This window comes from Pseudomonas corrugata (assembly GCF_001269905.1).
Classification (GTDB): domain Bacteria; phylum Pseudomonadota; class Gammaproteobacteria; order Pseudomonadales; family Pseudomonadaceae; genus Aquipseudomonas; species Aquipseudomonas corrugata.
In genome coordinates this window covers 1-18935 of sequence record NZ_LHVK01000004.1, presented here as the reverse complement: position 1 = coordinate 18935, position 18935 = coordinate 1, and the positions used below count along the sequence as shown (strand labels likewise).

Here is an 18935-nt window from a genome sequence, read left to right as displayed (position 1 = left end):
AGCCTCCTGTCAGTGGTAATCCAGATAATCGACCAGTTCGATATCCGATCCGATAAAACGAAAAATGATTCGCCAATTTCCCGAAACGATCAGGGACCAGTATTCAGCCAGTTCTCCCCTGAGTGGGTGCAGGCGCCATCCCGGGATATCGAGTGTCCTGTATCACAAATACTGCTTTTTTTGACGGTGTCTGTTGCCGTCATGCTGCGTTGCCGTTCCTCGCCATAGCGGGGCTATGACTCGTCGCGGCGCCTTGCCTGACGACAACAGCCACTCGTCAAAAAAGAACGTATTTGCGAAACAGGACACTAGGTCGTTCGGTGCGGTCGCCCTGTCCATGAACTGAAGCATGCGAGCCAGGCGCTTTCCATGGTCGGCCCGGATGCCACGAGTCGAACCCGTTTCATAGAAAATGCGAAGACCTTTGTGCTGGAAGGATTTAGTCATGGAAAAGAGTGTAAGGCGATACATTACACTCGGTGCGGTATCTATATACCGCACATGGCCGACAAATTTATGCGTCGCGCAATGTTGGTGCTTGTCCTTGGTCTGTGCAATTACCTTGAACACTCACCTCACCCCGAAGTCGTACCCCTTATGACGGCGGTTTTCCAAAACGCCGCGTGTACGACCAACCGTGAGGTGTTCCATGAGCGCGACCCTGTCCGAAGCGACGCAGGCGTCCTTCGTCCGTCATCCGATCCGTCTGACTCTTAATGGGCAAGTGCGTGAATTGCAGGTGTTGCCCTGGGCTACGCTGCTGGACCTGTTGCGCGAGCAGTTGGATCTGGTGGGCAGCAAGAAAGGTTGTGATCACGGCCAATGCGGTGCCTGTACGGTGTTGCGCGATGGCAAGCGCATCAATGCCTGCCTGACCCTGGCGGTGATGTGCGACGGCGTCGAGCTGACCACCATTGAAGGCTTGGCCGACGGTGACCGACTGCATCCCATGCAGCAGGCGTTCATCAGGCACGACGCTTTCCAGTGCGGCTATTGCACGCCTGGACAGGTCTGTTCGGCGGTGGGGCTGGTCAACGAGGGGAGGGCGCAGACGAGCGGACAGATCAGCGAACTGATGAGTGGCAATCTGTGCCGATGCGGCGCCTACAACAACATCCGTGACGCGATCGAAGAGGCGTTGCCGCTGTGCCAGCAGCAGGGGGATGACCAATGAACCCCTTCCACTACAGCAAGCCCGACACCGTTCAGGCGGCCATCGACTTGTCGAGCCCCTCGTCACGCTTCATCGCCGGCGGTACCAACCTGCTGGACCTGATGAAAGAAAACCTCACCCGGCCCGCACACTTGATCGACATAACCGGATTGCCCTTGGCGGACCTCAGTGAAACGCCTTCCGGCGGCGTGATGATCGGCGCCTTGGTGAGCAATGCCGATCTGGCCTGGCATCCGTGGATCGAGCGTCGTTATCCGCTGTTATCCCAGGCGATCCTGGCGGGTGCCTCACCGCAGCTGCGCAACATGGCCAGCACCGGCGGCAACCTGTTGCAACGCACCCGCTGTTATTACTTCTATGACGCCAACGTGCCCTGCAACAAGCGCCGGCCCGGCAGTGGTTGTCCGGCGCGGGACGGTTTGAACCGGATCCATGCGATTTTCGGCGCCAGCGATCATTGCGTGGCGACCCACCCTTCCGACATGTGTGTCGCACTGGCCGCCCTCGAGGCAGTGGTTCATGTCCTCGGTCGGGGTGGTGCGCGGACCATCGAGTTCGCCGACTTCCACCGTCTGCCCGGAGATGCACCGGAGCGGGACAACCAACTGGCCGATGACGAACTGATCACCGCCATCGAGTTGCCTGCCGCCGGTTTTGCCGAACACAGCCATTACCTGAAGATTCGGGACCGGGCTTCCTACGCGTTTGCGCTGGTATCCGTGGCGGCGGCGCTGGAGCTGGACGGGCCGGTCATCCGCCAGGCGCGCCTGACCCTGGGCGGCGTGGCCCACAAACCCTGGCGCGACCGGGCCGTGGAGAGTTGGCTGGCGGGCGAGACCGTCAGCCGCGAAACCTTCACGGCTGCCGCCGATGCGCTGTTGCAGCACGCCGAGCCATTGGCACACAACGGCTTCAAGGTCAGGCTGGCACGTCGGGCGATCATTCGCGCCTTGAGCGATGCCGCACTGGGAGGACACGCCAGATGAATGCTCCGAACAAACCCATAGGACAGCCGCTGGACCGGGTCGATGGTCTGCTCAAGGTGACAGGCCAGGCCCGTTATGCGGGCGAGTACCCCGAGGAAGGCTTGCTGCACGGCAGCATCGTGTCCGGCACCCTCGCCCGTGGCCGCGTAGTGCGCATCGATGCCTCCCGAGCCCTGGCGCTGCCCGGCGTGGTCGCGGTGATCGACCATACCAATCGGCCCAGAATCGCCAGCTATGATGAGCCCTACCAGGATGCCGATGCAGCGGACGGTTCGCCGTTCCGGCCGTTGTACAACGACCAGGTGCTCTACAGTGGCCAGCCGCTGGCCCTGGTGGTTGCGGAAAATCTCGAACTGGCCCGTTACGCCGGTTCACTCATTGAAATCGAATATGAAGCCCAAGACCATCAGACCGATCTGACCATCCTGCAAAACGAAGCCCATGCGGCACCGGCCGAACTGCCCAAGCCCCGTGGGAATTTTCAGGGTGAATACGCCAGTTCCGCGATCAATGTGGATGTGTCTTACAGCACCCCCGTGGAGCATCACAACCCGATGGAGCCCCACGCCAGCACTGTGCTGTACCAACCTGACGGCAGTCTGCACATCCATGACAAGACCCAGGGCACGCAAAACTGCCAGGCCTACGTGCAAAAGGTGTTCGGGCTCGACAAAGAACAGGTGCGCGTGTTCGCCGCGTTTGTCGGTGGTGCCTTCGGCTCCGGGCTGAGGCCGCAATACCAACTGCCCCTGGCGGTGATGGCCGCGCTGGCGCTCAAGCGCTCGATACGGGTCAGCCTGACGCGGCAGCAAATGTTTACCTTCGGTTACCGGCCGAGGACCTTTCAGCGCCTGCAATTGGGCGCTGCGGCCAATGGACGGTTGCTGGCCGTGGCGCACACCGCCATCGGCCAGATCTCGCGCTTCGAAGACTTCACCGAGCACGTGGTGGAGTGGAGCGGCATGCTCTATCACTGCGACAACGTGGAGCTGGCCTACAAACTGGTGCCGTTGGATGTCTACACGCCGCTGGACATGCGAGCGCCCGGCGCTGCGCTCGGGCTGATCGGCCTGGAATGCGCCATGGACGAGCTGGCCTGTGCCCTGGCGATCGATCCGCTCCAGTTACGGTTGATCAACTATGCCGAGCGTAACGAGAACGAAGGCAAACCTTACTCCAGCAAGGCGTTACGCGAGTGCTATGCCGAGGGCGCCCGGCGTTTCGGCTGGGACAAGCGCAATCCGGAGCCACGCAGCATGCGCACAGGCCGGCAACTGGTGGGCTGGGGTATGGCGGGCGGCGTCTGGGAAGCGATGCAGCAGAAGGCCAGCGCACAGGCTTCGCTGGCGGCTGATGGCAAGCTGACCGTCAGCAGCGCCACCACGGACATTGGTACCGGCACCTACACGGTCATGACTCAGATCGCCGCCGAGGCGTCAGGGGTTGCCCTGGAAAACGTCAGTTTCATCCTGGGCGATTCGTCCCTGCCTACCGCGCCGCTGCAAGGCGGCTCGTTCACCGTCTCGTCGGTGGGCACCGCGGTGCAACAGGCGTGTGAGGCCCTGAAGGAAAAACTGCTGGCCGTGGCCCGGCAGACCTGTCCGGCCTTCAGCGGCGCGACCCTTGAGCTGGTGACGTTGGCCGACGGTCAGTTGCGCCTGGGCGATGCCTGCGTGTCGTTGGCGGAGCTGGCGCGAAACAGTGGTGAAACGCCGTTACAGGTCCAGGTGACCGCCGAGCCGGATAAGAAGCGCCAGGCCTATGCCACCGCCACGCATTCGGCGGTGTTCGTCGAAGTCTGGGTGGACGAGGACTTGGGGACGGTGAAGGTCAATCGGGTGGTCAGTGCCATTGCGGCAGGCAGGGTGATCAACCCGAAAACGGCCCGCAGCCAGATCCTCGGTGGCGTGGTCTGGGGCGTCGGCATGGCGTTGCATGAAGAGACCCTGACCGACCATGCCCTGGGTCGCCACATGAACCACAACCTGGCCGAGTACCACGTGCCGGTGAACGCCGATATCGGTGACATCGATGTGGTTTTCGTCGAGGAACAGGACGAAATTGTGAATGCGCTGGGCTCCAAGGGTGTCGGTGAAATCGGTATCGTCGGCGTGGCGGCGGCCGTGGCCAATGCGATTTATCACGCCACCGGCAAGCGGATCCGGGATTTCCCCATCACCCTGGATAAGTTGCTTTAGCGTCGTCCATCGGCTCATGCATCCGGTCGCGATTGGCCAGGGTCGGGAATAGTTTGATCCAGGCCCCGGTCACCAGCAGCGTGCCGACACCGCCCATGACCACCGCCGGCACCGTGCCGAACCAGTGGGCGGTCAGGCCGGATTCGAACTCGCCCAACTGGTTCGAGGCACCAATGAACAGCCCGTTCACCGCGCTGACCCGGCCGCGCATTTCATCCGGAGTTTCCAACTGCACGAAGGACGCGCGGATCACCATGCTGATCATGTCCGCCGCCCCCAGCACCACTAGCACCGCCAGGGAAAACCAGAACGACGTGGAGAGGCCGAACGCAATAGTGGCGACGCCGAACACACCCACGGCGGTGAACATCACCCGGCCCACGTTGCGCTCCACGGCGAACCGCGCCAGCCACAGCGACATCAGCAGGGCTCCCACCGCCGGAGCCGAGCGTAACAGGCCAAGGCCCCAGGGACCGGTGAGCAGGATGTCCTTGGCGAATACCGGCAGCAGTGCCGTCGCGCCGCCCAGCAGTACCGCAAACAGATCCAGGGAAATGGCGCCGAGAATGTCCGGGCGGCTGCGGATGAAGCGGATCCCGGCCAGCAGTGAGTCCAGGGTCGCCTTGCCTTTGTTCAGCGGCGTCTGGCGAGCGGGCAGGTTGAGCATCAGGCAGCAGGCGATGAGGTAGAGCACTACGGTCGGTCCGTAGACCCAGACGCTGCCGAAGGCATACAGCAAGCCGCCGAGGGCCGGGGCGACGATGGTCGCCGATTGCTGGGCCGATTGCGCGGCGGCCACGGCACGAGGGAACAGCGCGGAGGGCACTATGCTTGGCAACAGTGCCTGGGTGGTCGGCATTTCAAAGGAGCGGGCGGCACCGAGCAGGAAGGCGAGGATGAAGATCATCTCGCGGGTGACTTGGTCGGTGGCGCTGCCGAGGACCAGCGCCAGGGCAATCATCGCCTGCAACGATTGGCAGATCGCAGCGACCTTGCGCCGGTCATAGCGGTCCGCTACATGCCCGGTGTGCAACATGAACAACACTCGCGGCGCGAATTCCACCAGCCCGACAAGGCCCAGGTCCAGGACGTTGCCGGTCAGTTGGTAGAGGTTCCAGCCGATGGCCACAGTGAGCATCTGAAAGCCGCTGGCGGTGAAGATCCGGGCCAGCCAGAAGGCGATGAAGGGGCGGTGGTGACGGAGCAGCGTTGGCGCTTGGCTGGGCATCGATGACGGATCCACTGATGAAGGCAACGAGATTATCACCGAGCTGTAATTGGAAGTTGCGACCAGCGGAAAAATAGTTAGCCAAACATCGATCTATGGGTGGAGCACCGAATTTCTTGTGGGAGCAAAGCTTGCTCGCGATGCTGTTCGAAGTCCCCCCCGAGACCGGGGTGCCTGCATCGCGGGCAAGCCTTGCTCCCACAAATTTGTAGCACAGCCAAGCTGCAACAGCGTTGCCAGCCACTGAGTCAACCTGTCACGCGACAAAAGACCACGCCGTTCATCGGCAAGAATGCGACTACGCTTTGAACATTGCTTGATCCAGATCAATACCGTTCGAGGCATTGACCTGGTGGCCCATTCGGCCAGATAGCTGCGTCGTGACGGTTTTAAAAAGAACGATTTGGAAGGCATCGCACTCCATATCCGAGGGGGCGTGATGCAGGCCACCCGCAGCCGGTTTTACCTGATAGAGGAAGACTTATGTTCGGTTTGGAGGCGCTCGATCTCGCCCGGATCCAGTTTGCATTCACAATCTCGTTCCACATCCTGTTTCCGGCGATCACCATCGGTCTGGCGAGTTACCTGGCGGTGCTCGAAGGCTTGTGGCTCAAGACCCGCGACGACACCTACCGCGATCTTTACCACTTCTGGTCGAAGATATTTGCCGTCAACTTCGGCATGGGGGTGGTGTCCGGGTTGGTCATGGCCTATCAGTTCGGCACCAACTGGAGCCGCTTCTCGGACTTCGCGGGAGCCGTGACCGGACCGCTCCTGACCTATGAGGTGCTCACTGCGTTCTTCCTCGAAGCGGGTTTCCTCGGCGTGATGTTGTTCGGCTGGAGTCGCGTCGGCCGGGGCCTGCACTTCTTTTCCACGGTCATGGTGGCGATCGGCACGCTGATCTCGACGTTTTGGATTCTGTCTTCCAACAGCTGGATGCAGACGCCCCAGGGCTATGAAATCGTTGATGGCCGGGTCATCCCGGTGGACTGGCTGGCGGTGGTTTTCAACCCTTCGTTTCCCTATCGTCTGCTGCACATGGCCACCGCGGCGTTTGTCGCCACGGCGTTCTTTGTCGGCTCATCGGCGGCCTGGCATCTGCTGCGTGGGCGCGACAACCCGGCCATCCGCCGCATGCTGTCGATGGCGATGTGGATGGCCTTGGTGGTGGCGCCGATACAGGCGGTCATTGGCGACTTTCACGGCCTCAACACCCTCAAGCATCAGCCGGCGAAGATCGCGGCCATTGAAGGTCACTGGGAAAACGTCGGCAACGAGCCCACGCCGCTGATCCTGTTCGGCCTGCCGGACATGAAGGCGGAGAAGACCCGCTTCGCCGTGGAGATTCCTTATCTGGGCAGCCTGATCCTGACCCACAGCCTGGACAAGCAGGTACCGGCCCTCAAGGAGTTCCCGCCTGAGGATCGACCGAATTCGACCATCGTGTTCTGGTCGTTCCGGGTCATGGTGGGCCTGGGGCTGCTGATGATTTTCACCGGTCTGTGCAGCTTCTGGTTGCGTCGCAACGGCCGGCTCTATCAATCACGACCGTTCCTCCATCTGGTGCTGTGGATGGGCCCGTCCGGCCTGGTCGCGATCCTGGCTGGCTGGTTCACCACCGAGATCGGTCGCCAGCCGTGGGTGGTCTACGGCCTGATGCGCACGGCCGATGCCTCGTCCGGGCATAGCTTCGCTCAGATGAGCATCACCCTGGTGTTGTTCGTCGTGGTCTATTTCGCGCTCTTCGGTGCCGGCCTGAGTTACATGATGCGCCTGGTGCGCAAGGGGCCGGTGGCCCACGAGGTCGAGCCGACCGATGGCGGCCCGGGCCAGAAACGTACCCCGGCGCGGCCATTGTCGGCCGCCAACGAGGGCGACGAAGAGATGGACCACAACGACCGCTCGAACAAGGGGAATTGAGTCATGGGTATTGATCTTCCGCTGATCTGGGCCGTGGTGATCATCTTCGGCATCATGATGTACGTGATCATGGACGGTTTCGACCTGGGGATCGGCATTCTTTTCCCCTTCATCAAGGGCGAGCGCGACCGCGACGTGATGATGAACACCGTGGCGCCGGTCTGGGACGGTAATGAAACCTGGCTGGTGCTGGGCGGTGCCGGTCTGTTCGGGGCGTTTCCGCTGGCCTACTCGGTGGTGCTGTCGGCGCTTTACCTGCCGTTGATCCTGATGCTGATCGGGCTGATCTTTCGCGGTGTCGCCTTCGAGTTCCGCTTCAAGGCCAAGGCCGAGAAACGGCATCTCTGGGACAAGGCGTTCATTGGTGGATCGCTGACGGCCACCTTCTTCCAGGGCGTGGCGCTGGGCGCATTCATCGACGGGTTCCAGGTGGTCAATCGCCAGTTCGCCGGCGGTTCTCTGGACTGGTTCACGCCGTTCACGATGTTCTGCGGCCTGGCCCTGATCGCGGCCTATGCCTTGCTCGGGTGTACCTGGCTGATCATGAAGACCGAAGGCAAATTGCAGGAGCAGATGCACGACCTCGCCCGACCGCTGGCTTTCGTGGTGCTGGCGGTGATCGGCATCGTCAGCCTCTGGACACCGCTGGCCCACGCCGATATCGCCGCTCGCTGGTTTACTTTGCCGAACCTGTTCTGGTTCCTGCCGGTGCCGGTCCTGGTGCTGGTGACGATGTATGGGTTATTCCGCGCGGTCGCCCGCAACGCGCACTACACGCCGTTCATCCTGACGCTGGTGCTGATATTCCTCGGCTACAGCGGCCTGGGCATCAGCCTGTGGCCGAACATCGTGCCGCCGTCCATCTCGATCTGGGATGCCGCCTCGCCGCCCCAGAGCCAGGGCTTCATGCTGGTAGGTACCTTGTTCATTATCCCGTTGATCCTGGTGTACACCTTCTGGAGCTACTACGTGTTCCGGGGCAAGGTGAACCATGATGACGGTTACCATTGATCGAGCTGCGGGGGGTTGAATGGCCAAGCCGGATTTGAAAGATATCGAAGCCGCCGAACGCAAACCGCTCTGGCAGCGTCTGGGTTGGTTGGCGGGAATCTGGGTGGGCAGTGTGCTGGCGCTGTTCATCGTCGCCAGCCTGATGCGGATGTTCATGAATGCCGCGGGGCTGACCACCCATTGATAGGCCGCTGGGGGCAACGTTGCCCCCACCGCGCCAGTTATTTCCGAGCCTTGAGAATCACGAACTTCGGGGTCGCGGCCACTTGCTCGACGCTGCGGAACAACCGCGCCAGTTTGCTGTGATAGCCCAGGTGCCGGTTGCCGACGATGTACAGCGCGCCGCCGACCACCAGCGCTTCACGGGCCTGCTGGAACATTCGCCAGGCCAGGAAATCGCCCACCACTTGTTGTTGATGGAATGGTGGGTTGCACAGCACCACGTCCAGCGACTGCGCCTGTTGCCCGGCCAGACCATCGCCGGCCCGTACGATGACCTCGCGCTCGCCCAGGGCGGCTCGCCAGTTCTCGGCGGCCGATTGCACGGCCATGAAGGACTCATCCACCAACGTGTAGCAGGCGTCGGGGTTGCGCAGGGCGCTGGCAATGGCCAGCACGCCGTTGCCGCATCCCAGGTCCGCGACCTGGGCTGTCCCCAGGTTGGCTGGCAGATGCGGCAGGAACGCCCGGGTGCCGATATCGAGTCCTTCACGGCAGAACACGTTGGCGTGGTTGAGCAATTCAATCTTCGGCTCGTCCAGCGTGTAGCGGGTGGGGTAGGGGGATACCTGGGGGGCTGACGAGACGGCTTGCGGCGTGGCGATCAACAGGCGAGCCTTTTTCACCGCCAGTGACGCCTGCACCGAGCCGATGTAACGCTCCAACAGGTCGCCGGCAGCCCGGGGCAGATGCTTGATCATCGCGCCAGCGACCACCTGGGCGCCGGGAGCCAATTGGCCTTGCAGGCGAATCAGTTGTTCTTCCAGCAGGGCCAGGGTCTTCGGCACTTTGATCAGGACGTGGTCAAAGGGCCCGGTCAACGGCTCGCTGGCCGGCAACGTCGGCACCGCATCGAAGGGGCGTCCGTTACGAACCAGGTTCTTCTGCAACGCTTGCAATGCCAGGAACGAGTCGCTGCTGCTGGTTACTTCAACCTGGCCGCTCAGGCTGGCGGCGAGGGCACCGAATCCGTCATTGAGCACCAGGACCCGAGTACTTGCAGTCGGTTGCTGTTCGGCCAGGTGAGCGAGCAGGTATTCATCGGCTGCATCAAAAGCTTGCAGCGGTTCGTTCGGCTGTTCGGGTTGGCGGATCAGATCGAGTTGGGCGAAGGGACTGACAAGCAAAGGCATGGTTGGGACTCTGGCAATCGACGAATGTCCCGCTGCTCTGAGGCAGGTGCTTCAGCGGGCCGCCTGAATGAACTACGTCGGGTGCTGAGGGCGACATCATTCAAGTGGGGCCGTGATGGTACTTTTTTTTGCTGCGCATTACCCGAGGGTTTTCAAAGTCTGCAAGGCCGGTCCGGATCAGATCACATGGATGTGAGCCGCCTTGGCCACGGCTGAAATCTTATTGCTGACGTTCAGCTTTCGCATGCAACTGCAGACATGGAAGTTCACTGTGCGTTCGGAAAGACACAATATCCTGCCTACCTCCGACGCGGTCTTCCCTTCGGCTGACCATCTCAGTACTTCGATTTCCCTCGGTGACAAATGGCATTTCTGCGTGGTTGCAGTGGTGTCTGCCATTCTCCTGCTCGCCAGCGCATGCAGTCGTCGACTGGCGAAGATGGCGTAGCCGAGATTTCCATAATGTTCCTCGATATCGATAGGAGAGTGAGTCCGAGCGAGGCTGAAAAGACTGCAGTGACCCCCATGGTCGTCATGAACGGCTTGTGTCCAACCATATCTGAGACCTTGTCGATTCAGTTCAAGCCATAACTTGGGTGCCTGGACAAAAAGACTCTCATCCCAAAGGATGGGAAGAGGCGATTGATTGCAGTGTGCTACTACTGGGTCGCTGGAGGCATAGCCATTCTGTTCATATAACCTGTCCCAACCATAGGGGTAGTTGTTCAGGTTCACCTTGCTGGCATGTTTAACCGGGCTGCCGAGATAAGATGCAAATGCACAAAATTCAAAGCCTTGATTATTAAAGAAATTCAGGACCAGGCGATAGGCTGTCTGCAGGTCTTTTTCGCAGGATAATTTCCTTAACTGTAAGTCCTTCCACTTGTCCATCGTCGTCTCCTGGATTGACGTTCAACTGCGTGGATCCAATCTGGTGCGAACACACAGTGTAGGACTTTTCCTACGCAGTAGTTAGAATTTTTAATGTCACTGACTACGGGCGGTATTTACGAATATACGTCGTGAAGTTTCTACTGCTACAAGTTTTTTATACTTGTACAGCTTTGGTAGATGTTTCCAGTGAGTGGGTGAAGCAGTTGTAATTAAAATGCCATTACTCTTTGTCGGTGGTTAAGACGCTCACTTTGCGGGACACTGTGATCCTCGTCCCTTTGGAGTGGCTCATGACCGACAGCGCAGAGAAGTTCACCCGTCAAACCCTGCTGGACGTGCAGCCGTTGACCTCCCATTTGTTTACCTTGCGCATCTCCCGGGATCGTGGTTTTCGTTTCCGGGCGGGCCAGTTCGCCCGGCTGGGGGTGGTCAAAGCGGACGGCAATACCGTCTGGAGGGCCTATTCCATGGTGTCCTCGCCGTTCGACGAGTTTCTGGAATTTTTTTCCATCGTCGTTCCGGATGGCGAGTTCACCAGTGAACTCAGCCGCTTGAAACCGGATGACAGCTTGTTGGTTGATCGTCAGGCATTTGGTTACCTGACGCTGGACCGTTTCGTTGACGGACGGGATCTATGGTTGCTGTCCACCGGGACGGGAGTGGCGCCGTTCCTTTCGATTCTCCAGGATTTCGAGGTGTGGGAGAGATTCGAGCGGATCATTCTCGTGTACAGCGTCCGCGAGGCCAAGGAGCTGGCGTATCAGGACCTGATCGACGGGCTGGGTCGACGCGATTACCTGGCCGAGCACGCCCATAAGTTTCGTTTTATCGCGACCGTGACCCGTGAACAGCATCCCGGGGCACTGAACGGACGCATCACGGCGCTGCTTGAAAATGGCGAACTGGAACGAGCGGCCGGGGTAGCGCTGACGCCGGAGCATTCGCGGGTCATGTTGTGTGGCAATCCCCAGATGATCGACGACACGCGCAAGCTGCTCAAGGCCAGGGGCCTGCAACTGAGCCTTTCCCGGCGGCCGGGCCAGGTGGCGGTGGAAAACTATTGGTAGGCGTAGAGCCAAGCACGAGTCTTGCGGCGAGGGAGCTTGCTCCCGCTGGGCTGTGTAGCAGCCCCACATCAGGGCTGCCTCAGCGTTGCGTGACGAACCACTCCAGCAAATAGCGCTCAGGGCTTTTCGTTCTGGGCCTTGAGCAGGTCGCGAATCTCGCTCAGCAGCAGTTCTTCCTTGCTCGGAACCGGCGGCGCACTCGGGGCAACGGCCTCTTCACGCTTGAGGCGGTTGATCGCTTTGACGCCCATGAAGATGGCGAACGCGACGATGATGAAATCAATGGTGCTCTGGATGAACTTGCCGTAGGCCAGTACCACTGCAGGTGCGTCACCTTGGGCAGCCTTGAGAGTGATGGCCAGGTCACTGAAGTCCACCCCGCCAATCAGCAGGCCGATCGGAGGCATGACGACATCGCCCACGAATGACGATACGATTTTGCCGAAAGCGGCCCCGATGATGATCCCGACGGCCATGTCGACGACATTGCCTTTGACCGCGAAGGCCTTGAACTCGCTTAACATGCCCATGAACAGTTCCTTGTGATAAATGAATTGAATGGCAGTGTAATTCAGCTAAACGCGTCTCGCTCGACACGTCTACTTACAAAGCTCCCCAGCTATCGACCTGGCTCCCTTCTAAAAGTTTACAAAGTGCCATCAATCGCGCGTGATACGCGGTTTCAAGCGGACGCCCTACAAGGTTTTCTCTATCAGTGTGGTACGGCATTTCTATTTAGGTTTTGCTTTTTCGGGCACTAGCCTCTGACAAGCGCACATGGATGCGCTCTATAACATCAGAGGAAACGCTATGAATACTTCCCTTGGCGGTGGGACTTTTCCCCAACGTCGCGCTCTTTTTGTGCTGAGCGCTGGCCTGCTGTCCTTTTCCGTCAACGCTGCCACCCTGACCCGCGACAACGGAGCGGCCGTCGGCGACAACCAGAACTCGCAGACGGCAGGCCCCAATGGGCCGGCTTTGCTGCAGGACGTGCAACTGATCCAGAAACTCCAGCGTTTCGATCGTGAGCGCATTCCCGAGCGTGTGGTGCATGCCCGTGGCACCGGCGCCCATGGCACCTTCACCGTGTCCAGCGACCTCAGTGACTTGACCAAGGCGAAGGTCTTTGCGGCAGGGCAGGCCACTCCCGTGTTCGTGCGTTTTTCTGCCGTGGTACATGGCAATCATTCGCCGGAAACCTTGCGTGACCCTCGGGGCTTTGCCACCAAGTTCTACACGGCCGACGGTAACTGGGACCTGGTGGGGAACAACTTCCCGACCTTCTTCATTCGCGATGCCATCAAGTTTCCTGACATGGTCCATGCGTTCAAACCTGATCCACGGACCAACCTGGACGACGACTCACGTCGTTTCGACTTCTTCTCCCATGTACCAGAAGCAACCCGGACGCTGACCGAGTTGTATTCCAACTCCGGTACTCCGGCCAGTTACCGTGAAATGGACGGTAATGGTGTGCATGCCTACAAGTTGGTGAATGCCAAGGGCGAAGTCCACTACGTCAAGTTTCATTGGAAAAGTTTGCAGGGCTTGAAGAATCTCGATCCGAAAGAAGTGGTGAAGGTTCAAGGGCAGGATTACAGCCATATGACCAACGACTTGGTGAGTCATATCAATAAGGGCGACTTTCCGAAGTGGGACCTGTATGTCCAGGTCCTGAAACCTCAGGACTTGTCCAAGTTCGATTTCGACCCGTTGGATGCAACCAAGATCTGGCCGGGCGTGCCTGAGCGTAAAGTCGGGCAGATGGTTTTGAACCGCAATCCGGCCAATGTCTTCCAGGAAACCGAACAGGTGGCGATGGCACCGGCCAATGTTGTTCCGGGCATCGAGCCTTCGGAGGATCGTCTGTTGCAGGGGCGGGTGTTCTCCTACGCCGATACGCAAATGTACCGGATAGGCGCCAATGCCCTTCAATTACCGATCAATGCCCCCAAGGTGGCGGTGAACACCGGTAATCAGGACGGCGCGATGAACCCTGGGAGCACCAGCACCGGGGTGAATTACCAGCCGAGTCGCCTGATGCCCCGCGAAGAGCTGCAATCGGCGCGCTACAGCCAGACCGCGCTGAGCGGCAGCACCCAGCAGGCGAAGATCCAGCGTGAGCAGAACTTCAAGCAGGCCGGCGACCTGTACCGCTCATTCAACCAGAAGGAACGCAATGACCTGATTGAAAGCTTCGGTGGGTCATTGGCCACCACCGATGACGAGAGCAAGCACATCATCCTGTCGTTCCTCTACAAGGCCGACCCGGAATATGGCACCGGCGTGGCTCGTGTCGCCAAAGGTGACCTGGCCCGCGTCAAGGCGCTGGCGGAAAAACTGACCGACTGATCCGTCAGTCTGGCAGCTACATGCCCTGTGGGAGCAAGGCTTGCTCCCACAGTCTTGAGTCAAAAAGGAGGCACCGTGATGCGTTATTTCCTGTGTTCCCTGCTTGCCATCTGGTCACTGTCCGCGTTGGCCGATCAGCCCGCTGCGACCGACCCGGCAGCTGTACAAGAAGAGTTGCAAACTTATTATTTCGACGCCGCCCGTCGGGGGGACGTGTCCATGCTCGATGCCTTTATCGACGCTCATTACTCACTCGATACCCAGGACGAGAAGGGCTACACCGCCCTGATCCTGGCGGCTTATCACGGTCATGGCCCTGCGGTGGAGCGGCTGCTGGCTGCGGGGGCCGATGCCTGTGTCCAGGACAAGCGCGGCAATACGGCGTTGATGGGCGCTATTTTCAAGGGCGAAGTGCAGATCGCGCGACGTCTGTTATCCACTGATTGCAGCCCCGACCAGCGCAACGGCGCGGGGCAGACTGCCGCGATGTACGCCGGCTTGTTCAAGCGTACGGAGCTGCTCGACGCCTTGAAGGCCAAGGGCGCCGACCTCCAGGCCCAGGATCCGTTGGGCAATACCGCGATGGACCTGGCCCGGGGTGAAATCAGAATGCCGGCCCCGCGCTGAACCCTGGTGCCCTGTAAGGTTGATTTGAGTGCTCGAGTTGACCGTACAGGCCACCAGCTGGGCTATCATCGCGGTTTTTCTCCCGGAGTTCAGATGGCCAAGGCAAAGCGCATGTACGGCTGCACCGAGTGCGGCTCGACCTTTCCCAAATGGGCTGGCCAGTGCGGTGAGTGCGGCGCCTGGAACACATTGACCGAAACCATGGTGGAAAGTGGCGGTGCCGCGGCGCCCACCGGACGCACCGGGTGGGCCGGCCAGCAAGCACAGATCAAGACCCTGGCCGAAGTCAGTGTCGAGGAGATCCCTCGGTTCTCCACCGCTTCCGGTGAACTGGACCGCGTGTTGGGTGGCGGTCTGGTGGACGGTTCGGTGGTCTTGATCGGCGGTGACCCGGGTATCGGCAAATCCACCATCCTGTTGCAAACCTTGTGCAACATCGCCACACGCATGCCGGCGTTGTACGTCACCGGCGAAGAGTCCCAGCAGCAAGTCGCCATGCGCGCGCGGCGTCTTGGGTTGCCCCAGGATCAGTTGCGGGTCATGACCGAGACCTGTATCGAAACGATCATCGCCACGGCGCGCCTGGAAAAGCCCAAGGTGATGGTGATCGACTCGATCCAGACGATTTTCACCGAGCAACTGCAATCGGCGCCGGGTGGTGTGTCCCAGGTTCGTGAAAGCGCGGCGTTGCTGGTTCGTTACGCCAAGCAGAGCGGCACGGCGATCTTCCTGGTAGGCCATGTCACCAAGGAAGGTGCGCTGGCGGGGCCGCGGGTGCTGGAGCACATGGTCGATACCGTGCTGTATTTCGAGGGCGAGTCCGATGGTCGCCTGCGTTTGTTACGGGCGGTGAAGAATCGCTTTGGTGCCGTGAATGAGCTGGGTGTGTTCGGCATGACCGACAGGGGCCTGAAAGAGGTCTCCAATCCTTCTGCGATCTTTCTGACGCGTGCCCAGGAAGAAGTGCCGGGCAGCGTGGTCATGGCGACTTGGGAAGGGACTCGACCGATGTTGGTGGAAGTGCAGGCGCTGGTAGACGACAGCCACCTGGCGAACCCGCGCCGGGTCACGCTGGGGCTGGATCAGAACCGGCTCGCGATGTTGCTGGCCGTGCTGCATCGACACGGTGGTATTCCTACCCATGACCAGGACGTTTTCCTCAACGTGGTGGGTGGCGTGAAGGTACTGGAAACCGCGTCCGACCTGGCGTTGATGGCGGCCGTCATGTCCAGCCTGCGCAATCGACCGCTGCCCCATGATTTGCTGGTGTTCGGTGAAGTCGGTCTGTCGGGCGAAGTCCGACCGGTGCCCAGCGGGCAGGAACGACTCAAGGAGGCGGCCAAGCATGGTTTCAAACGCGCCATCGTGCCCAAGGGCAACGCGCCGAAGGAAGCGCCGGCAGGTTTGCAGATCATTGCCGTGACGCGGTTGGAGCAGGCGCTGGACGCGTTGTTCGAGTAGTGCAGCGGCTGCATATCTGTCAGATCTGGATCAACGCCGCCAATTCCCGCTCCAGCTCGTTGTGATCGGCCAGATTCAACTCCACCAGGCGGCGCAGGTGCGCGATGGAATCCAGGTCGATATGTTCGCAGACAAAACCCAAGTGGCCGTTGTCGTCGTGGGCGAGTCGAACCTCCATTTTCAAGTCGACATCCTTGCCCAGGTGGATATCGGCTTCGAAAGGCTGCTCGGGGTCACCCAGCCATGGCTCGGGCTTCTCGATCAGCAGGCCTTTCAGAGACAGGTCCAGCAGCTTCACTGGCCAGATGTACTCGCCCTGGCTCAGTTCGGTCCTGGCATGAAACTCGATTCGTACGAAGCGGCGGCGTTCGCTCATAGCCCAATCCCTCTGAATATTCACTGACTATAGACCCAACTGAAGCGTCATCGTCACCGTTCGACCGGAGACAGGAGAATGCCGGGATGGCCTTTGCTGTCGTTAGGGCTAAACTTCGGTGGCTGTCTTTCTTGTCCAACCCTGGCTGGAATAAAAAAATGAAAAACAATAATAGCCTGCTGCGCCATATACCCTGGCTCCTGCTGGCCGTTGCAGGCGCATGCGCCCTGGGCGTAGTGGCCTTGCGCCGCGGCGAACCCATCAACGCCCTCTGGATCGTCGTCGCAGCCGTGGCCATCTACCTGGTCGCCTACCGCTACTACAGCCTCTTCATCGCCAACAACGTGATGCAACTCGATGCGCGCCGGGCCACCCCTGCCGTGCTCAACAACGATGGCCTGGACTTCGTTCCGACCAACAAGCATATCCTCTTCGGTCACCACTTCGCCGCCATTGCCGGCGCAGGGCCATTGGTCGGGCCGGTGCTGGCGGCGCAGATGGGCTACCTGCCCGGCACGCTCTGGCTGATCGCCGGCGTGGTGCTGGCGGGGGCCGTGCAGGACTTCATGATCCTGTTCCTGTCCACCCGCCGCAACGGGCGCTCCCTGGGTGACATGGTCCGTGAGGAAATGGGCCGCATCCCCGGCACCATCGCGCTGTTCGGCTGCTTCCTGATCATGATCATCATCCTCGCGGTGCTGGCGCTGATCGTGGTCAAGGCCCTGGCCGAGAGCCCGTGGGGGATCTTCACGGTGATGGCAACCATTCCGATCGCGATGTTCATGGGCATCTACATGCGCTATATCCGCCCGGGCCGCATCGGTGAAATCTCGCTCATTGGCGTGCTGTTGCTGCTGGGTTCGATCTGGCTGGGCGGGCAGGTCGCTGCCGATCCAGTCTGGGCCAAGGCCTTCAGCTTTACCGGGATCCAGATCACCTGGATGCTGATCGGCTATGGTTTCGTCGCGGCGGTGCTGCCGGTGTGGCTGATCCTGGCCCCGCGGGACTACCTGTCGACCTTCCTCAAGATCGGCACCATCGTCGCCCTGGCGATCGGCATCCTGATCACCATGCCCGAGCTGAAAATGCCGGCGCTGACCCAGTTCACCAACGGCATGGGCCCGGTGTGGAAGGGCGGGCTGTTCCCGTTCCTGTTCATCACCATCGCCTGCGGCGCGGTCTCGGGTTTCCACGCGCTGATCTCCTCGGGCACCACGCCCAAGCTGCTGGACAATGAAACCAACGCCCGCTACATCGGCTACGGCGGCATGCTGATGGAGTCCTTCGTGGCGATCATGGCGATGGTTGCCGCGTCGGTGATCGAACCGGGCGTGTATTTCGCCATGAACAGCCCGGCGGCGGTGGTCGGCGGTGACGTCGTGGCCGTGGCCCAGACCATCAGCGGCTGGGGCTTTGCCGTCACTCCGGACGCGCTGCAGGCGGTGGCCCGGGACATTGGCGAAACCACCGTCCTGGCCCGTGCCGGCGGTGCGCCGACCCTGGCGGTCGGTATCGCGCAGATCCTGCATTCGGTGCTGCCGGGTGAGGACACCATGGCGTTCTGGTACCACTTCGCGATCCTGTTCGAAGCGCTGTTCATCCTCACGGCGGTAGACGCCGGCACCCGTGCCGGGCGGTTCATGCTGCAGGACCTGTTGGGCTCGTTCGTGCCCTCGCTCAAGCGCACCGAATCCTGGACCGCCAACCTGATCGCCACCGCCGGTTGCGTGGCGCTGTGGGGCTACCTGCTGTACCAGGGCGTGATCGATCCGCTGGGCGGCATCAACACCTTGTGGCCGCTGTTCGGCATCTCCAACCAGATGCTGGCCGGTATTGCCCTGATGCTCGGCACCGTGGTGCTGATCAAGATGAAGCGCCAGCGCTACATCTGGGTCACGCTGCTACCGGCGGCCTGGCTGCTGATCTGCACCACCACGGCGGGCCTGATCAAGCTGTTCGACGCCAATCCGGCGATCGGCTTCCTGGCCCTGGCGCGCAAATACAACGATGCCCTGGCGGCAGGGCAGATCCTGGCCCCGGCCAAGAGCATCGAGCAGATGCAGCATGTGGTGTTCAACGCCTACACCAACGCCACGCTGACAACGCTGTTCCTGTTCGTGGTGCTCAGTATCCTGTTCTACGCGATCAAGGTCGGTGTTGCCGCCTGGGGGACGAAAGAGCGCACGGATAAAGAAGCACCATTCCAGGCCCTGCCGGACGCCTGACGCGAGGATTGCAACAATGTTCAATGACTTGAGTCGCCTCGGTAAATACCTCGGTCAGGCC

The 18935-nt window shown here is 60.6% G+C and carries 16 protein-coding genes and 2 pseudogenes; 11 read left to right on the top strand and 7 right to left on the bottom strand.

Annotated features, from left to right (window positions below; genetic code table 11):
• Positions 1-9: 9 nt before the first annotated feature.
• Positions 10-153: pseudogene (locus AD665_RS26720) on the bottom strand (type II toxin-antitoxin system RelE/ParE family toxin); the annotation flags it as partial.
• Positions 154-312: 159 nt separating this feature from the next.
• A pseudogene (locus AD665_RS27800) lies at positions 313-447 on the bottom strand (type II toxin-antitoxin system RelE/ParE family toxin); the annotation flags it as partial.
• A gap of 202 nt (positions 448-649) precedes the next feature.
• Here AD665_RS27800 and AD665_RS05575 point away from each other — a divergent pair.
• From AD665_RS05575 to AD665_RS05565, 3 genes are read left to right on the top strand one after another with little or no spacing between them, the layout of a single operon-like run.
• Positions 650-1174, top strand: coding sequence for a (2Fe-2S)-binding protein (locus AD665_RS05575; protein ID WP_024780322.1), 525 nt, complete (start codon positions 650-652; stop codon positions 1172-1174).
• Entirely contained in the window at positions 1171-2160 is a 990-nt protein-coding gene (locus AD665_RS05570) for an FAD binding domain-containing protein (RefSeq protein WP_024780323.1), read from the top strand. Before AD665_RS05575 ends, AD665_RS05570 begins: the two co-directional genes overlap by 4 nt.
• A complete protein-coding gene (locus AD665_RS05565) occupies positions 2157-4358 on the top strand; it encodes a xanthine dehydrogenase family protein molybdopterin-binding subunit (RefSeq protein WP_053191319.1) in 2202 nt (733 codons plus the stop codon). The genes AD665_RS05570 and AD665_RS05565 overlap by 4 nt, the downstream gene beginning before the upstream one ends.
• On the opposite strand, the gene AD665_RS05560 is transcribed toward AD665_RS05565, so the two are convergent.
• The gene (locus AD665_RS05560; protein ID WP_024780325.1) at positions 4336-5586 is read right to left on the bottom strand and encodes an MFS transporter; all 1251 of its coding nucleotides are present in this window, start codon (positions 5584-5586) and stop codon (positions 4336-4338) included. The genes AD665_RS05565 and AD665_RS05560 overlap by 23 nt on opposite strands.
• 483 nt (positions 5587-6069) lie before the next feature.
• On the opposite strand from AD665_RS05560, the gene AD665_RS05555 reads away from it, so the two are divergent.
• From AD665_RS05555 to AD665_RS26710, 3 genes are read left to right on the top strand one after another with little or no spacing between them, the layout of a single operon-like run.
• On the top strand, positions 6070-7509 hold the full coding sequence (locus AD665_RS05555) for a cytochrome ubiquinol oxidase subunit I (RefSeq protein ID WP_024780326.1): 1440 nt from the start codon (positions 6070-6072) through the stop codon (positions 7507-7509).
• 3 nt (positions 7510-7512) lie between these two features.
• On the top strand, positions 7513-8520 hold the full coding sequence (cydB, locus tag AD665_RS05550; RefSeq protein WP_024780327.1) for a cytochrome d ubiquinol oxidase subunit II: 1008 nt from the start codon (positions 7513-7515) through the stop codon (positions 8518-8520).
• Between the two features lie 19 nt (positions 8521-8539).
• Positions 8540-8704: a DUF2474 domain-containing protein gene (locus AD665_RS26710; protein ID WP_069018334.1), complete on the top strand. Its 165-nt coding sequence runs from the start codon at positions 8540-8542 to the stop codon at positions 8702-8704.
• A 37-nt stretch (positions 8705-8741) separates the two neighbouring features.
• Here the strand turns inward: AD665_RS26710 and AD665_RS05545 are convergent, their stop codons facing one another.
• Positions 8742-9872: a methyltransferase gene (locus AD665_RS05545; protein ID WP_024780328.1), complete on the bottom strand. Its 1131-nt coding sequence runs from the start codon at positions 9870-9872 to the stop codon at positions 8742-8744.
• A 177-nt stretch (positions 9873-10049) separates the two neighbouring features.
• A complete protein-coding gene (locus AD665_RS05540; RefSeq protein ID WP_024780329.1) occupies positions 10050-10763 on the bottom strand; it encodes an autoinducer binding domain-containing protein in 714 nt (237 codons plus the stop codon).
• A gap of 293 nt (positions 10764-11056) precedes the next feature.
• Here AD665_RS05540 and AD665_RS05535 point away from each other — a divergent pair, with 293 nt between their 5' ends.
• Positions 11057-11833 (top strand): ferredoxin--NADP reductase, encoded by a 777-nt coding sequence (locus AD665_RS05535; protein WP_053191317.1) that lies wholly within the window; start codon positions 11057-11059, stop codon positions 11831-11833.
• A gap of 116 nt (positions 11834-11949) precedes the next feature.
• Here the strand turns inward: AD665_RS05535 and mscL are convergent, their stop codons facing one another.
• Entirely contained in the window at positions 11950-12363 is a 414-nt protein-coding gene (mscL, locus tag AD665_RS05530; protein ID WP_024780331.1) for a large-conductance mechanosensitive channel protein MscL, read from the bottom strand.
• A 280-nt stretch (positions 12364-12643) separates the two neighbouring features.
• On the opposite strand from mscL, the gene katB reads away from it, so the two are divergent.
• The 3 genes from katB to radA all read left to right on the top strand — a co-directional run bounded on the left by katB (position 12644) and on the right by radA (position 16273).
• Positions 12644-14185, top strand: coding sequence for a catalase KatB (katB, locus tag AD665_RS05525; RefSeq protein ID WP_053191315.1), 1542 nt, complete (start codon positions 12644-12646; stop codon positions 14183-14185).
• Positions 14186-14263: 78 nt separating this feature from the next.
• Positions 14264-14812 (top strand): ankyrin repeat domain-containing protein, encoded by a 549-nt coding sequence (locus AD665_RS05520; protein WP_024780333.1) that lies wholly within the window; start codon positions 14264-14266, stop codon positions 14810-14812.
• A gap of 93 nt (positions 14813-14905) precedes the next feature.
• A complete protein-coding gene (gene radA / locus AD665_RS05515) occupies positions 14906-16273 on the top strand; it encodes a DNA repair protein RadA (protein WP_024780334.1) in 1368 nt (455 codons plus the stop codon).
• 19 nt (positions 16274-16292) lie between these two features.
• Here radA and AD665_RS05510 read toward each other — a convergent pair whose 3' ends face one another.
• Entirely contained in the window at positions 16293-16649 is a 357-nt protein-coding gene (locus tag AD665_RS05510) for a PilZ domain-containing protein (RefSeq protein ID WP_024780335.1), read from the bottom strand.
• 158 nt (positions 16650-16807) lie between these two features.
• Here AD665_RS05510 and AD665_RS05505 point away from each other — a divergent pair, with 158 nt between their 5' ends.
• Complete coding sequence (locus tag AD665_RS05505) at positions 16808-18874, top strand: carbon starvation CstA family protein (protein WP_053191313.1); 2067 nt, start codon at positions 16808-16810, stop codon at positions 18872-18874.
• Positions 18875-18935 lie beyond the last annotated feature (61 nt).

What these genes read in the sequence shown, in the direction of transcription:
- AD665_RS05570 (WP_024780323.1), top strand. Translation starts at nt 1,171, where the DNA reads ATGAACCCCTTCCACTACAGCAAGCCCGACACCGTTCAGGCGGCCATC.
- AD665_RS05520 (WP_024780333.1), top strand. Translation starts at nt 14,264, where the DNA reads ATGCGTTATTTCCTGTGTTCCCTGCTTGCCATCTGGTCACTGTCCGCG.
- AD665_RS05505 (WP_053191313.1), top strand. Translation starts at nt 16,808, where the DNA reads ATGAAAAACAATAATAGCCTGCTGCGCCATATACCCTGGCTCCTGCTG.
- cydB (WP_024780327.1), top strand. Translation starts at nt 7,513, where the DNA reads ATGGGTATTGATCTTCCGCTGATCTGGGCCGTGGTGATCATCTTCGGC.
- radA (WP_024780334.1), top strand. Translation starts at nt 14,906, where the DNA reads ATGGCCAAGGCAAAGCGCATGTACGGCTGCACCGAGTGCGGCTCGACC.
- katB (WP_053191315.1), top strand. Translation starts at nt 12,644, where the DNA reads ATGAATACTTCCCTTGGCGGTGGGACTTTTCCCCAACGTCGCGCTCTT.
- AD665_RS05555 (WP_024780326.1), top strand. Translation starts at nt 6,070, where the DNA reads ATGTTCGGTTTGGAGGCGCTCGATCTCGCCCGGATCCAGTTTGCATTC.
- AD665_RS05510 (WP_024780335.1), bottom strand. Translation starts at nt 16,649, where the DNA reads ATGAGCGAACGCCGCCGCTTCGTACGAATCGAGTTTCATGCCAGGACC.
- AD665_RS05535 (WP_053191317.1), top strand. Translation starts at nt 11,057, where the DNA reads ATGACCGACAGCGCAGAGAAGTTCACCCGTCAAACCCTGCTGGACGTG.
- AD665_RS05575 (WP_024780322.1), top strand. Translation starts at nt 650, where the DNA reads ATGAGCGCGACCCTGTCCGAAGCGACGCAGGCGTCCTTCGTCCGTCAT.
- AD665_RS05540 (WP_024780329.1), bottom strand. Translation starts at nt 10,763, where the DNA reads ATGGACAAGTGGAAGGACTTACAGTTAAGGAAATTATCCTGCGAAAAA.
- AD665_RS05565 (WP_053191319.1), top strand. Translation starts at nt 2,157, where the DNA reads ATGAATGCTCCGAACAAACCCATAGGACAGCCGCTGGACCGGGTCGAT.
- AD665_RS05545 (WP_024780328.1), bottom strand. Translation starts at nt 9,872, where the DNA reads ATGCCTTTGCTTGTCAGTCCCTTCGCCCAACTCGATCTGATCCGCCAA.
- mscL (WP_024780331.1), bottom strand. Translation starts at nt 12,363, where the DNA reads ATGGGCATGTTAAGCGAGTTCAAGGCCTTCGCGGTCAAAGGCAATGTC.
- AD665_RS05560 (WP_024780325.1), bottom strand. Translation starts at nt 5,586, where the DNA reads ATGCCCAGCCAAGCGCCAACGCTGCTCCGTCACCACCGCCCCTTCATC.
- AD665_RS26710 (WP_069018334.1), top strand. Translation starts at nt 8,540, where the DNA reads ATGGCCAAGCCGGATTTGAAAGATATCGAAGCCGCCGAACGCAAACCG.